The organism is Streptomyces humi, assembly GCF_001005085.2.
In the GTDB taxonomy this organism is placed as follows: domain Bacteria; phylum Actinomycetota; class Actinomycetes; order Streptomycetales; family Streptomycetaceae; genus Streptomyces; species Streptomyces humi.
The window spans coordinates 41,067-54,712 of sequence record NZ_LBMU02000099.1; the positions used below are offsets into that span (position 1 = coordinate 41,067).

Annotated in this window: 11 protein-coding genes; 6 read left to right on the forward strand and 5 right to left on the reverse strand. The window is 71.3% G+C overall.

Annotated elements, in window-relative coordinates; genetic code table 11:
* Positions 1–123: 123 nt before the first annotated feature.
* Positions 124–537: a RidA family protein gene (locus AAW13_RS37435; protein ID WP_046728898.1), complete on the reverse strand. Its 414-nt coding sequence runs from the start codon at positions 535–537 to the stop codon at positions 124–126.
* A gap of 137 nt (positions 538–674) precedes the next feature.
* Here AAW13_RS37435 and AAW13_RS37440 point away from each other — a divergent pair, with 137 nt between their 5' ends.
* The 4 genes from AAW13_RS37440 to AAW13_RS37455 are packed head-to-tail and all read left to right on the forward strand — an operon-like array spanning position 675 to position 6,196.
* Positions 675–1,184 (forward strand): cupin domain-containing protein, encoded by a 510-nt coding sequence (locus AAW13_RS37440; RefSeq protein WP_046728897.1) that lies wholly within the window; start codon positions 675–677, stop codon positions 1,182–1,184.
* Positions 1,181–2,089, forward strand: a complete 909-nt coding sequence (locus AAW13_RS37445; protein ID WP_046728896.1) for an acyl-CoA thioesterase — start codon at positions 1,181–1,183, stop codon at positions 2,087–2,089. The genes AAW13_RS37440 and AAW13_RS37445 overlap by 4 nt, the downstream gene beginning before the upstream one ends.
* Before the next feature lie 46 nt (positions 2,090–2,135).
* Positions 2,136–3,800 (forward strand): AMP-binding protein, encoded by a 1,665-nt coding sequence (locus AAW13_RS37450; RefSeq protein WP_046728895.1) that lies wholly within the window; start codon positions 2,136–2,138, stop codon positions 3,798–3,800.
* Between the two features lie 11 nt (positions 3,801–3,811).
* The gene (locus AAW13_RS37455) at positions 3,812–6,196 is read left to right on the forward strand and encodes a bifunctional salicylyl-CoA 5-hydroxylase/oxidoreductase (RefSeq protein WP_046728894.1); all 2,385 of its coding nucleotides are present in this window, start codon (positions 3,812–3,814) and stop codon (positions 6,194–6,196) included.
* Here the strand turns inward: AAW13_RS37455 and AAW13_RS37460 are convergent.
* The 3 genes from AAW13_RS37460 to AAW13_RS37470 all read right to left on the reverse strand — a co-directional run bounded on the left by AAW13_RS37460 (position 6,179) and on the right by AAW13_RS37470 (position 9,858).
* Positions 6,179–7,501, reverse strand: coding sequence for a DUF3500 domain-containing protein (locus AAW13_RS37460; RefSeq protein WP_046728893.1), 1,323 nt, complete (start codon positions 7,499–7,501; stop codon positions 6,179–6,181). The genes AAW13_RS37455 and AAW13_RS37460 overlap by 18 nt on opposite strands.
* A gap of 147 nt (positions 7,502–7,648) precedes the next feature.
* Positions 7,649–9,139, reverse strand: coding sequence for a sensor histidine kinase (locus AAW13_RS37465; protein WP_046728892.1), 1,491 nt, complete (start codon positions 9,137–9,139; stop codon positions 7,649–7,651).
* On the reverse strand, positions 9,136–9,858 hold the full coding sequence (locus tag AAW13_RS37470) for a response regulator transcription factor (RefSeq protein ID WP_046728891.1): 723 nt from the start codon (positions 9,856–9,858) through the stop codon (positions 9,136–9,138). The genes AAW13_RS37465 and AAW13_RS37470 overlap by 4 nt, the downstream gene beginning before the upstream one ends.
* Positions 9,859–10,218: 360 nt before the next feature.
* On the opposite strand from AAW13_RS37470, the gene AAW13_RS37475 reads away from it, so the two are divergent.
* Positions 10,219–10,728: a transglycosylase SLT domain-containing protein gene (locus tag AAW13_RS37475; RefSeq protein ID WP_046728890.1), complete on the forward strand. Its 510-nt coding sequence runs from the start codon at positions 10,219–10,221 to the stop codon at positions 10,726–10,728.
* Between the two features lie 28 nt (positions 10,729–10,756).
* Here the strand turns inward: AAW13_RS37475 and AAW13_RS37480 are convergent, their stop codons facing one another.
* Positions 10,757–12,208 (reverse strand): purine-cytosine permease family protein, encoded by a 1,452-nt coding sequence (locus AAW13_RS37480; RefSeq protein WP_206306347.1) that lies wholly within the window; start codon positions 12,206–12,208, stop codon positions 10,757–10,759.
* A 276-nt stretch (positions 12,209–12,484) separates the two neighbouring features.
* On the opposite strand from AAW13_RS37480, the gene AAW13_RS37485 reads away from it, so the two are divergent.
* Positions 12,485–13,300 (forward strand): serine hydrolase, encoded by an 816-nt coding sequence (locus AAW13_RS37485; RefSeq protein WP_046728888.1) that lies wholly within the window; start codon positions 12,485–12,487, stop codon positions 13,298–13,300.
* The last annotated feature ends 346 nt before the right edge of the window (positions 13,301–13,646 follow it).

Consider the following 13,646-nt stretch of genomic DNA (forward strand, 5'->3'; position numbering starts at 1 on the left):
CCCGACGGACCCTTCGGCCTTCTCCGCTGCGCGCACGCCCCGACGGAACCTCCAGCCCCCTTCCGCACCCGCGCACGCCCCTGCGGTCCCTCCGGCACCCCGGCACCCCGTGCTCGCCGGGCGCTACGGCCTGATCAGGCGTTCCTCCGGGATCACGGCGACACCCAGGATCTCGATCATCGCCTCCGGCTGCCAGAGCGCGGTGCAGCCGATGCCCGCCATCGCCGGATACACCGGCCCCGCGAGCTCCCGCCACACCCTGCCGATCTCCTTGCCGTGCGCCTGGTAGTCGGGGATGTCGGTGAGGTAGATCGTCACGCTCACCAGGTCCCGCGGTTCACCTCCCGCCGCCCGCAGCGTGGCGAGCACATTGCCGAACGCCTGGCGGAACTGCTCCACGATGCCGCCCGGCACGATCTTCATATCGGCGTCGAGAGCGGTCTGGCCGCCCAGATGGAGCGTGTTCCCCGCGAGCGTGCCATGCGAGTAGCCGCTCGGGGCGGGCAGTTCGGGCGGGTTCACGGCGACGGGAGTCATGAGGCCTCCGTTCGGTGGTGTCCGGCGCCTGCCGTACGGCCAGGCATATTGACAATAAATGACGACCGTGAAAAATACGAGATAGAGCGCGGTCCTGTTCCGGACCCCCGCAAGCCCACGGAAACGGAGCCGATTCCATGGAGCCCGCCCCGCGGCGGCAGCCGCATGCCGAGCACAGCAGTGAGTACCGACTCGAGGGCGACAACACGATGTACCGCCTGCCCAGCGGCATCGTCGCCCCCGTGGTGACACGGGCCGGTCTGGAGGACGTGAACACCGCAGACTCGGGCGGCGCCGTCCGCGTGTCGGGCGTCAGCGCCCAGCACACCCCGGCGCGCCGCCTCTGGTACGGCAAGGTCAGCAACGAGCCCGGATACCGCTCGGTCACCCACCACCACGGCGAGGCCGAGACCGGCGGCTACGTCCTGTCCGGCCGGGCCCGGATCTACTTCGGCGAGAAGTTCGAGGACTACGTCGACATGGAGGAGGGCGACTGGGTCTTCGTCCCGCCCTTCATGCCGCACGTCGAGTGCAACCTCTCCCGGACCGAACCGCTGGTGTGGATGACCACCCGGACCCCGGACAACATCGTGGTGAACCTGACCGACGTGGCCGACGCCGACCTGCGCGACTGGCTGACCCGGTGAGCGCCGCGCCGGCCGCCCCGACCTCCGAGATCGTCACCGCGGCCCTCACCCTGAAGCCCGCACCGGCGGAGCACTTCGACCTCGCCTTCACCGCCACCACCCAGCCCTGCCCCTGGCCCAAGGCCTACGGCGGCGACCTCGTCGCCCAGGCCGCGGCCGCGGCGATGCGGTCGGTGCCCGACGGCAAGTCCCTGCATTCGATGCACAGTTACTTCCTGCGCCCCGCGGACATCGGGGCCGAGGTCCGCTACGAGGTGGAGGTGCTGCGCGACGGCCGCGGCTACAGCACCCGCCAGGTACGCGGCTACCAGAACGGCAAGGTGCTCTACGTCTGCCTCGCCAACTTCGCGGCGGGGGAGCCCGGTTCGTCGTTCCACGCCGAGTTCGCCGAGGGCGTCCCGGATCCCGAGGACCTCCCCGGCTCGGCCGAGTACCTCGCCGACCGGACCGGCGGCACCATGACAGCCGAGTCCAAGGCCTACTGGTGCGGCGGCCGCGGTTTCGACATGCGCCACGTCCCCGGCCCCGTCTACCTCACCGTCGAAGGCCGGCGTCAGCCCCACCAGGCCGTCTGGGTACGGCCGTTCGACGCGCTGCGTCCCGTCGAGGGACTCGCCGACGCCCAGCGGGACGTCGCCGCCCTCGCCTACGTCTGCGACTACACCATCCTCGAACCCGTCCTGCGGGTCCTCGATCTGGCCTGGGCGGACCCCGGCCTGGTCACCGCCAGCCTCGACCACGCGATGTGGTTCCACCGGCCCGGTCCGGTCGGCGACTGGCTCCTCTACCTCCAGGAAGCGGTGGCCGCCGACGCGGGCCGCGGACTGGGCACGGGTCGCTTCTTCACCCGCGACCACCGCCACCTGGCCACCGTGGTCCAGGAGGGCATGATCCGCCCCGCCTGAGCCGTCCGCCGTACGCCACCGGCGGGCTCCCGGAAGGAACCTCACGTTGGCTCTTCCGCTCTCTCCCACCTCGCACGTGGACACCTTCGCCCGGGACCACCTCCCGCCCGCCGGACAGTGGCCCGTCATCGAGTTCACCACACCCGAACTGGCCTACCCGGCCCGCCTGAACGCCGCGGCCGAACTCATCGACGCGGCCGTCGAACGGCACGGCCCGGACCGGCCCGCCCTGCGCACCCCGGCCGGGGAGCTGTGGACCTACGGCGACCTGCGCACCCGCGCCAACCAGGTCGCCCGGGTCCTCACCGAGGACCTGGGCCTGGTCCCCGGACAACGTGTCCTGCTGCGCGCACCCAACAACCCCTGGGCGGTGGCCTGCTGGCTCGGCGTCCTCAAGGCCGGCGGGGTCGTGGTGACCACCATGGCCGCACTGCGCGCCCGCGAGATCGTCCCGATCGCCGAACGGACACAGCCGTCCGTCGCCCTGGTCGACCACCGCTTCACCGAGGACGTCCACACGGTCCGCGGCACCGCGCTGCCCGGCCTGCGCGTGGTCGCGTACGGCGGCACCGGCGCCGACGACCTGATCGCCCGGTGCGCCGCCAAACCGGGTGAGTTCACCGCCGTCGACACCGCCGCCGACGACGTGGCCCTGCTCGGTCCCACCTCCGGGAGCACCGGCGTCCCGAAGATCACCATGCACTTCCACCGGGACATCCTGTCCATAGACAACACCTTCGGCCGCCACATCCTGCGGCTGCGGCCGGACGACGTGGTCGCCTGCACCGCGCCGTTCGCCTTCACCTTCGGCCTCGGCATGCTGGTCGTCTTCCCGCTGCGGGCCGGCGCCTGCGCCCTGCTCACGGAGACGGCGACCCCCGCCCAACTCGCCGGCCTCGTCGAGAAACACGGCGTCACCGTCCTCGCCACCGCCCCCACCGCCTACAAGGCGATCACCCGCGACGGCGGGGAACGGCAACTGGCCGGCCTGCGCGCCGGCGTGTCGGCCGGTGAGCACATACCGCTCACCACCTGGGAGGAGCTCCGGGAGCGCATCGGCCTGAAAGTCATCGACGGCATCGGCGCGACCGAGCTGCTGCACATCTTCATCTCCGCCGCCGGCGACGACATCAGGCCGGGTGCCACCGGCCGCCCCGTCCCGGGGTACCGCGCGACGATACTCGGCTTCGACGGCGAGGAGCTCGGCCCCGGCGAGCCCGGACGGCTCGGTGTCATCGGCCCGGTCGGCTGCCGCTACCTCGACGACAGGCGCCAGCACGACTACGTCGTGGGCGGCTGGAACGTCACCGGTGACATCTTCCACCGCGACGAGGACGGCTACTTCTACTACCACGCCCGCAGCGACAACATGATCGTGTCCTCCGGGTACAACATCGGCGGTCCCGAGGTCGAGGCGGCCATCGACACCCACCCCGACGTCGTCGAGTCGGCCGTCGTGGCCCGCCCGGACCCCGAACGCGGCTCGGTCGTCTGCGCCTTCGTCGTGCTGCGCGAGGGCGTCACCGGGGACCCGGCGAAGGCCAGGGAGATCCAGGACCACGTCAAGCGGGTCCTGGCGCCCTACAAGTACCCGCGGGACGTCCGCTTCCACGACGTCCTGCCGCGCAACACCAGCGGAAAACTCCAGCGGTTCGCGCTCCGCAAGATCATCGAAGCAGAGCTGGCCGCTGAGCAGGCCGCTGAGCAGTGAGAGGAACTCCCTTGAAGATCGCGATCATCGGCGGTGGCCCGGGAGGTCTCTACCTCGCGGCCCTGATGAAGCAGCTGGACCCCGCCCACGAGATCACCGTGTGGGAACGCAACGCCCCCGACGACACCTTCGGCTTCGGGGTGGTCTTCTCCGACGAGACGCTCGGCGGCATCGAGAACGCCGACACCGTCTTCTCCGAGGCGATGTCCCGCCGCTTCGCCCGCTGGACGGACATCGACATCCACTACCGGGGCGAGACCCACACCGTCGGCGGCCAGGGCTTCGCCGCCATGAGCCGCAAGGAACTCCTGCACCTCCTCCAGGAGCGCTGCCGCGAACTCGGCGTCGACCTGCGCTTCTCCGCCCCCGCCCCCGACGTGGCCGGACTGCGGGCGTCGTACGACCTCGTCGTGGGCGCGGACGGCGTCAACTCCGGCGTCCGCGCGGCCCACGAGGACGTCTTCCGTCCCCGACTGGACCGCCGGCACAGCAAGTACATGTGGCTGGGCACGGACCGGGTCTTCGAGGCCTTCCAGTTCTTCGTGAAGGAGACGGAGTGGGGTGTCGTGCAGGTCCACGGCTACCCCTACTCGGACAGCGGCTCGACGTTCATCGTGGAGATGCACGAGGACGTCTGGCGCCGGGCGGGCTTCGACGCCACCGAGGACGTGGTGTTCGCGCCGGGCGTCTCCGACGAGCAGGCCGTGGCCCGGATCCGCGAGCTGTTCGCCGAGGAGCTGGGCGGCCACGAGGTGTTCGCGAACAACTCGAAGTGGCTGAACTTCACCACGGTCCGCAACCGGCACTGGCACCACGGCAACCTCGTCCTCATCGGCGACGCCGCCCACACCGCCCACTTCTCCATCGGCTCCGGCACCAAGCTGGCCATGGAGGACGCCCTCGCCCTCGCCGCCTGCCTGCACGAACACCCGGACGTGGAGGGTGCGTTGACGGCGTACGAGGCCGAGCGCCGCCCCGTGGTGGAGTCCACCCAGCGGGCCGCGCAGGCCTCGCTGGAGTGGTTCGAGAACATCGGCATGTACGCCCGCCAGGAACCGGCCCAGTTCTGCTTCAACCTCCTCACCCGCTCGCGCCGTATCACCTACGACAACCTGCGCACCCGGGACCAGGAGTTCGCCGACCTCGTCGACCAGGCCTTCGCCGCGGCACAGGGGCTGGGCACCAGGGCCCCCGCGATGTTCCAGCCGTTCCGCATCGGGCAGCTGGAGCTGAAGAACCGGGTGATCGTCTCCCCGATGGACATGTACTCCGCCGTCGACGGCGTCCCCGGCGACTTCCACCTGGTCCACCTCGGCTCCAAGGCCATGGGCGGGGCGGGGCTGGTGATGACGGAGATGGTGTGCGTCTCGCCCGAGGGCCGCATCACCCCCGGCTGCACCGGGCTGTGGAACGACGAACAGCGCGACTCCTGGCGGCGCGTGGTCTCCTACGTCCACACCCACAGCAGCGCCCGCATCGGCCTCCAGCTCGGCCACTCCGGGCGCAAGGGCTCCACCCGCCTGATGTGGGAGGGCATCGACGAACCCCTGCCCGACGGCAACTGGGAGACCGTCGGCCCGTCCGAACTGCCGTACGGCCCCGGCCTGCCCGTACCCCGCGAACTCATCCGCGCCGACCTGGACCGGATCACGGCCGAGTTCGTGGCGGCGGCCCGCCGAGGCGCCGAGGCCGGTTTCGACCTCCTCGAACTCCACTGCGCGCACGGCTACCTGCTGTCGTCGTTCCTGTCCCCGATCGCCAACCACCGCACGGACGAGTACGGCGGATCCCTGGAGAACCGGCTGCGTTACCCGCTGGAGGTCTTCGACGCCGTCCGCGCCGCCTGGCCCGCCGAACGCCCCGTGATCGTGCGGATCTCCGCCACCGACTGGGCCCCCGACGGCAACACCGAACACGACGCCGTCGAGATCGCCCGCGCCTTCGTCGCCCACGGCGCCGCCGCCATCGACGTCTCCACCGGCCAGGTCACCAAGGAGGAGCAGCCCGCCTACGGCCGCTCCTACCAGACCCCGTTCGCCGACCGGATCCGCCACGAGGTGGCCGCCGCCAGCGGTACCGCCGTGATCGCGGTGGGCGCCATCGCCTCCTACGACGACGTCAACTCCATCCTGCTGGCCGGACGCGCCGACCTGTGCGCGGTGGGCCGTACCCATCTCTACGACCCGCACTGGACCCTGCACGCGGCCGCCGACCAGGAGTACCGGGGCCCGGCCGCCGAGTGGCCGGTGCAGTTCCGGGCCGGCCGCCGCAAGCCGCCCACCTCACGCACCGACGCCGTACGCCCCCGCCTGTCGCTGCTCCGGGCGGACCGGACGGGGGAGAGCGTCCACCTGCGGTGGAAGCCGGCGGGGGAGGGGCTACCGGTGGTGCGGTGACGTCAGGTAGTGCTGGCGGAGCAGTTCCTTGCCGTAGTCGTTGCCGTTGGGCGTGCGGATGATCGAGTGGACGTGCATCTGCGTCGGAACGCCCTCGGCGCCGCCGTACGCGCCGCGCAGTGGACCGGGTGCCTGGCAGTCGACCTCGACCCAGACCACGGGGCTGTGCACGCGGACGTAGAACGCGTCGTCGGCGCCCGTGCCGCCGGCCCAGGTCACGTACGTGTCGTCGAGATGCGCCCGGACCTCGGCCATCCGCACCCTCGCCGCATCGGCCCTGGCCCGGTCGACGAACGCCTCGACGATGCCGAGCAGCTGCTGCCTCTGGACGCGGGTGAGGGCGTCGCCGCGAAGACCCTCGTACGCCTGGACGGCGTTGTCGGAGAAGGCGCCCGCCTTCATCGACTCGTTGGTCTTGGTGGCCGAGACGATCGCGACCGCCCGCTGGTCCGCGGAGAGCGAGTCGACGAAGGCGAGGCTCGCCAGCACCTCCTCGTGGCAGACGGTGACCGTCTCGCCGTCGATCTCCATGGAGGTCGGCTCCGAACCCCAGAAGCAGGGGCTCATGACGACCTGGTCACCGAGGACGAAGTAGTTGATCACACAGTGGTGGCCGTCGAACTGGAAGCCCCAGGGCTCGGTGGCCGACGGGGTGCCCATGAGGGTCCAGTAGTAGGCGTCCTCGTTGAAGGACTTCGTGTTGCCGATCGCCTCGCCGGCCGCCTGGTTGATCCGGCGGATCTTCTCCGTGGTCTCCAGGCCGTCCGCGCTGAGCGCGGACTTGAGCAGGGCCGTGCCCAGGTCCTTCTGCGTGTCGCTCAGGTCCGCGAGCGACACGCCCTGCCGGCTGTAGGAGTCGACGTTGCTCCACAGCCGCCATTCGGTGGAGTGGACCGTGAACTGGGTCGCGGACCTCTGGGTGTCGGTCAGACCGGCCAGGAAGGCGTTCGCCGCGGTGATGACGGGCGCGGTGTCGACCCTGGTGGAGTGGACGGTGAACAGGTCGTCGATCCGCCTGCCGTCCGTGGTGAGGCCGAAGAACTCCTCCGTCAGCGACTGGTTGCCCGGTCCGCCGGCGCCGCCGCCCGGGCCGCCGCTCGGCGCGGCACTGGGGGAGGGGCTGGCCGACGCGTCGGCCGTGCCGGTGCTGTCGTCGGCGAGCGCCGTCCAGGCCCCGGCGCTGCCCATCGTCACCAGGGCGGTCGCCCCGGACGCGAAGAACACCTTGCGCATGAAGTTGCGGCGGCTCGCCTCGGTCCGCTCCGGTACGCGCACCGGGCCGTCACCGGTGTCGATCTCGGGCATGCGGCTCCCTTCGTCGTGGGCGCGTCCCTCGCGGACGGCCACCGGACGACCAGCGTGCTGCGCCCGACTGAGGCTGAGCTGAGGCAAGTTGCCCGATGGCCCCGAAAAGCCTCCGGTGACCTGGGGTTATGTGGGGACGCTGTGGATTCAGGAAAGCCTCAGGGTGAGGTGGGCGGCCGAGGGCGCCAGCGGCAGGGTGACGGCGAACTCGGTGCCGCCGGGCGCGCCGGTCACCTCGACTCGGCCGCCGTGGGCCTGGGTGATCGCGGCGGCGATGGCCAGTCCGAGACCCGCCCCGCCCGCCGTGCCGGGGGTACGGGAGCGTGAGGCGTCCCCCCTGGTGAAGCGTTCGAAGACGGTCGGCAGCAGGTCGGGCGGGATGCCGGGGCCGTCGTCGTGCACGCGGATCACGCAGTGTCCGTCGGCGGTCTCCACGGTGACGGTGACGCGGGTGCCGGCGGGGGTGTGGGTGCGCGCGTTGGCCAGCAGGTTCGCCACCACCTGGTGCAGCCGGGCGGCGTCGCCGAGCACGGTCGCGGGCGCGTCCAGGCGCAGCACCAGCTGCCAGTGGTGGCCGGAACCGGCGGCCCGGGCGTCCCACACCGCGTCGCCGACCAGGGTGGCCAGGTTCACCTCCGCCGACTCCAGGGGCCGGCCCTCCTCCAGGCGGGCGAGCAGCAGCAGGTCCTCGACCAGTCCGGTCATGCGTGCCGACTGGGCGGAGACCCGGCGCCAGGCCAGGTCCGGTTCGATCTTGTGAGTGTCCACGCCCATCAGCATCAGCTCGGCGTACCCGGCGATCGAGGCGAGCGGGGTGCGCAGCTCATGGCTGGCGTCGGCGAGGAAGCGTCGCATGTGCTCCTCGGCGCGCTGGCGTGTGCACAGGGACCACTCGACGTGGTCGATGAGCCGGTTGAGCGCGACCCCGACCTGGCCCACCTCGGTGCGCGGATCGGTGTCCGGCGCCGGGACCCGGGTGAGTCCGGTGACCTCGCCCCGGTCGAGCGGTGCCCGGGAGACCTCGACGGCGGTGGTGGCGACCCGCCGCAGGGGCCGCAGCTGGCGCCGGACCGACATCGCGGACACGGAACCCGCGAGCACCAGCCCCACCCCTGCGATGCCGGCCTCGACCACGACCAGGGAGTCGATCATCTGCTGCACGCTGCCCACGGGCAGCCCGGCCAGCATGGTGGTGCCGTCCTCGGTGACGGCCGTCAGCCGGTAGGCGCCCAGACCGGGGATCGTACGGGTGCGCAGGGCGCCGTCGGCAGGGATGCCGGCCAGGGCGGCGCGCTGGGCGGCGGTGAGGGTGCGCGGGCCGTCGTCGGTCACCACCTCGGCGGTGGTGATCCGGTTCCCGTCCACGAGGGCGGCCAGGGTGCCGGTGTGCTGGCCGCGCTCGTTGAGGAAGCCGAGGTTCCCGCCGGGCGGTCCGTGCTCCCGGCCGCCCTGGCTGTGCTCGGCGGCGTCGGTCACCCGCTGGTCCAGGTCCGTGATCAGGTAGGAGCGCTGGACGAGGACGGTGGCGACGGCCATCGCCGTGCACACGGCGGCCAGGGTCAGGGAGTGCACGAGGACCATACGGGCCCGCAGTGAGCGCCCGCGGAGCGCGGCCAGGACCCGGCGCGGGGACCTCATACCTCGTCTTCCGCCGGCCTGATGACGTATCCGGCGCCGCGCACGGTGTGGATCATCGGCCGGCGTTCCTTGTCGATCTTCGCGCGCAGGCCGTAGACGTACACCTCGACCAGGTTTCCGCCGCCGTCGAAGGAGCTGTTCCACACGTGGTCGAGGATCTGTGTCTTGCTGAGCACCTGGCGGGGGTGGCTCATCAGGAACCGCAGCAGGTCGAACTCCTTCGCGGTGAGCGAGATGGCCGTGTCGCCACGGCGCACCTCGCGGGTCCGCTCGCCGAGCACCAGGTCGCCGAGGACCCGCACCCCGTCCTCGGCGTCCTCGCCGGCCCCGGAACGGCGCAGCAGTCCGCGCAGCCGGAGCATCACCTCCTCCACGGAGAAGGGCTTGGTCACGTAGTCGTCGGCGCCGGAGGAGAGCCCGTCGAGCCGGTGCTCCACGGCGTCCCGGGCGGTCAGCATGAGCACGGGCAGCCTGGTGTTCTCGTACCGCAGCCGGCGCAGCACCTGGATCCCGTCCAGGTCGGGGAGCATGCCGTCCAGCACGACCGCGTGGGGGCCGCATCTGCGGGCGGCGCGCAGCGCGCCGTACCCGTTCTGGGCCACGTACGGCCGCCAGCCCGCCGCGGTGACGGCCACGGAGAGCAGCTCGGTCAGCTCGGGTTCGTCGTCGACGATCAGCACCCGGATCGCGCCCGGTGCCGCTGTGGGGGTGTCAGACATGAGCGGATGCTCTCGCGAAGGGCTGTACGGGAGCTGTGGACGGCTCAGGAGCGTGACGCCACCCATAGGGGCCAGATCACATCCTATGCGCCGTCGTAGCCACGGATGCCACTGAACAGCCGCCAAGCATCATATAGCGGACATTTCGCCTCATTCGTACGAAGTGGCGTAGTACGTCACATCATTGCGTCCCGCCGCGGGCGCCGCTAACCATTGCTGTCGTCGCCGGGAGCGAGGCGGCGGACCGAGCGGATCCCCGCCGGGTCCGTCCACTCCCGCCGGCAGCCCGGGGCCCCGCCCCCACGCCGCCGCTCACGCGGCCGGCGCCGACGCCGTCCCCCACCGGAGAGTTTCCTTCACATGATCATGACCAACCGCACCCGCATCGCCCGTCTCGGCCTGGCCGGCCTCGCCACCACCGGTGCCGCGGCCGCCGCGCTCACCCTGATGCCGGCCAACGCGCAGGCCGCCGAGCTGACGCAGGCGCACACCGCCACCGTGGCCTCGGCCTCCGGTGACAGCAGCACCGCCGCCCGGCAGACCGGCAAGGCCAACAACCTGGACGGCTGGATCAAGCAGTCGCTTCAGATCATGAAGTCCAAGGGCATCCCCGGCAGCTACGAGGGCCTCAAGCGCAACATCATGCGCGAGTCCGGCGGCAACCCCGCCGCCCAGAACAACTGGGACGTCAACGCCCAGCAGGGCACCCCCTCCAAGGGCCTGCTCCAGGTCATCGACCCCACCTTCAAGGCCTACCACGTCGCCGGCACCGCGCAGAACGTCACCGACCCGGTGGCCAACATCACCGCGGCCGCCAACTACGCCGCCCACCGCTACGGCTCCATCGACAACGTCAACTCCGCGTACTGACGGCCGCGCGGCCGGTCCGGCGGACGCCCTACGGCTCGCGGTGCTCGTGCGCCGCCTGCTCCAGGGCCGCGGCCTCCGCCTCGGCGATGCGGGTCTCCTCCTCGACGTCGACGGAGCGGGTCAGCACCCAGTACAGGACCGCCGACACCGGCAACCCGATGAACAGGGAGATGTCGGCGCCGTCCAGGGCCTTGGCGGCCGGGCCCACGTAGAGCGTGCCGACGGAGAAGAACGGGATCATCACGACGAACCCCACCAGGTAGGAGATGATCCCCTGCCAGCCCCAGCGGCCGTAGATGCCGTTCGGTTTGAAGATCTCGGCGATCGCGTAGTGCCCGCGGCGCACCACGTAGTAGTCCATCAGGTTCACCGAGGTCCACGGGATGAACAGATACAGCACCAGCAGCAGGAAGTTGTTGAAGTTCGTCAGGAAGTTCGCCGTCGCCGCCAGCGCCCCGATCAGCGAGAGCACCGCCGTCACGATCAGCGTGACCAGCCGCACGCTCAGGGTCGGCCGGATCCGTCTGAAGGAGTCCAGGGCGCTGATGAGGGTGAGCGAACCGCCGTACATGTTCAGCGCGGTGACCGAGATCAGGCCCAGCGCGGCGAACAGCAGCACGATCGCGCCGAAGCCGTCGAAGACCTTGTCGCCGGCGGCGTTGATCGAGGAGATCGTGTCGAAGCCGTCGCCCGCCCAGGCCGCCAGCAGCGTGCCGAGCACCATCAGCCAGATGCCGCCGAGCGCCGAACCGAAGTACGTCCAGTAGAACGTCTTGCGGACGGTCACGTCCGGCGGCAGGTAGCGCGAGTAGTCCGAGACGTAGATGGCCCAGCTGATCTGGTACCCGGCGACCACGCCGAACTGGGCCAGGAACGGGGTGGCCTTGAAGGCGCCCAGGTCGAAGGAGCCCGCCGGGTAGTGCAGGGTGACCAGCACCCCGACGGTGAAGATCCCGAAGATGACCAGGAAGGCGTACGTCAGGACCTGCTCGGCCTTGTGGATGATGTCGTAGCCCACCAGCGCGACGACCAGGGCGATCACCGTGACGACGGCCACCCACAGCTTCACCCCGCCGTGGATCGTGGCGTGCAGGGACTCGCCCGCCAGGATGGTGTTGAACACGTTGAAGCCCGCGTACTGCACATACGCGAACAGCCACACCAGAAGCGCGCCGACGTAGCCGAACTGCGGCCGCGACTGGATCATCTGCGGCAGGCCCAGCTGCGGACCCTGCGCGGAGTGGAACGCCATGAAGAACGTGCCGATCAGGGTGCCGGCGACGATCGCCAGCAGCGACCAGATCAGGTTGCCGCCCTCGGTGATGCTGATCAGCCCCACGGCCAGGGTGGCGATCTGCGCGTTGGACATGAACCACAACGGGCCCAGGTGCCACAGCTTGCCGTGCCGCTCGTCCAGCGGCACGTAGTCGATGGACCGGACCTCCAGGCCGCCCACCCGCGGTTCCGCCGATGTGCTCATGGCACCTCCCAGGGCTGGTCCGCCACTCTGGTCACATTCTTCCCCCGTACGGGCCCGGATGAGGCATCCGGAATCCCTGTTCCGTACACCGGCACGACACGACACGGCAGGACACAGCACGACACGGCACGGCACGGCACTGCCGGTACGGGTCCGCTCCTGTTGTCCTGCTCACAAACCGGCCGCGGCGTGGCGGCCGTCATGTCGCGAGCCGGGCATTTTGTCTACGTTCGCAGTCCTGTGCCCCTGCGACCCGAACTGCGAAGGCGCCCCGCGATGCTCAACCGAACCCTGTCCGTCCTGGCCACGGTGGTGACCCTGCTCGCCGGAGCCGCGCCGGCGGCCATGGCCGCCGGCAGTGGCACCGGCACCGGCACGACGACCGCCGACTTCCGCACCGCCGTGGGGGCGCGGGGCGGGTCACGGGTCACGGCCGCCGTACTCGACCTCGACGGCACCGGACGGGACCCGGCCGTCTACGGCGACGACACGCCGTACGACACCGCCAGCATCGTCAAGGTCGACATCCTCGCGGCGCTGCTGCTGCACGCGCGCGACCACCGGCGCGACCTCACCGCGCGGGAGAGCGCCCAGGCGGACGTGATGATCCGCGACAGTGACAACACCGCGGCCAGCGCCCTGTGGCGGGCCATCGGCCAGGCCCCCGGTCTGGACTCGGCGAACAGACGGCTGGGCCTGACCTCGACCACGGGCGGCCCGGACGGCAGGTGGGGGCTCACCCGGACCACGGCGGGCGACCAGATACGACTGCTGCGCGCGATCTTCGACACCGGCGGCACGGTGCTCGACGCGCCGTCCCAGAACCGGATCCGCACCCTGATGACCCAGATCGCCGCCGACCAGTCCTGGGGTGTGTCGGCCGCCGCCGACTCCGGGTGGGCCCTCAAGAACGGCTGGCTGATGCGCACCGCCACCGGCCTGTGGGACATCAACAGCGTCGGACGCGTCACGGCCGGCGGACACCACTACCTCGTCGCGGTCCTCTCCGACGGCAACGCGTCGATGCCGGACGGCGTACAACTGGTCGAACGCGCCGCCCGCACAGCCGTCACCACGACAGCGACCGGCTGACCCACACCACCCCGGCCGTCCCCACACCACCCCGGCCGTCTCCGCACCGCCCTGGCCGTCTCCGCACCGCCCTGGCCGTCTCCGCACCGCCCCGGCCGTCCCCACACCACCCCGGCCGTCTCCGCACCGCCCTGGCCGTCTCCGCACCGCCCTGGCCGTCTCCGCACCGCCCCGGCCGTCCCCGTACCGCCCCGGCCGCTCCCGTGCCACCCCGGCCGGGCCGTACCGCCCCGGCTGCTCCCGTGCCGCCCCACGAGGCCCACGCCGTCCCGGCCGGTCCTGGGCCGGCCCGGTGCTGACCCCCTTGGCCCAGTGCATGCCGCCTGGTGTCCGAATTGCGCCTAAC

Coding starts and splice junctions, on each gene's coding strand:
- AAW13_RS37435 (WP_046728898.1), bottom strand. CDS start 537: ATGACTCCCGTCGCCGTGAACCCGCCCGAACTGCCCGCCCCGAGCGGC.
- AAW13_RS37465 (WP_046728892.1), bottom strand. CDS start 9,139: ATGAGGTCCCCGCGCCGGGTCCTGGCCGCGCTCCGCGGGCGCTCACTG.
- AAW13_RS37470 (WP_046728891.1), bottom strand. CDS start 9,858: ATGTCTGACACCCCCACAGCGGCACCGGGCGCGATCCGGGTGCTGATC.
- AAW13_RS37460 (WP_046728893.1), bottom strand. CDS start 7,501: ATGCCCGAGATCGACACCGGTGACGGCCCGGTGCGCGTACCGGAGCGG.
- AAW13_RS37475 (WP_046728890.1), top strand. CDS start 10,219: ATGATCATGACCAACCGCACCCGCATCGCCCGTCTCGGCCTGGCCGGC.
- AAW13_RS37480 (WP_206306347.1), bottom strand. CDS start 12,208: ATGAGCACATCGGCGGAACCGCGGGTGGGCGGCCTGGAGGTCCGGTCC.
- AAW13_RS37440 (WP_046728897.1), top strand. CDS start 675: ATGGAGCCCGCCCCGCGGCGGCAGCCGCATGCCGAGCACAGCAGTGAG.
- AAW13_RS37485 (WP_046728888.1), top strand. CDS start 12,485: ATGCTCAACCGAACCCTGTCCGTCCTGGCCACGGTGGTGACCCTGCTC.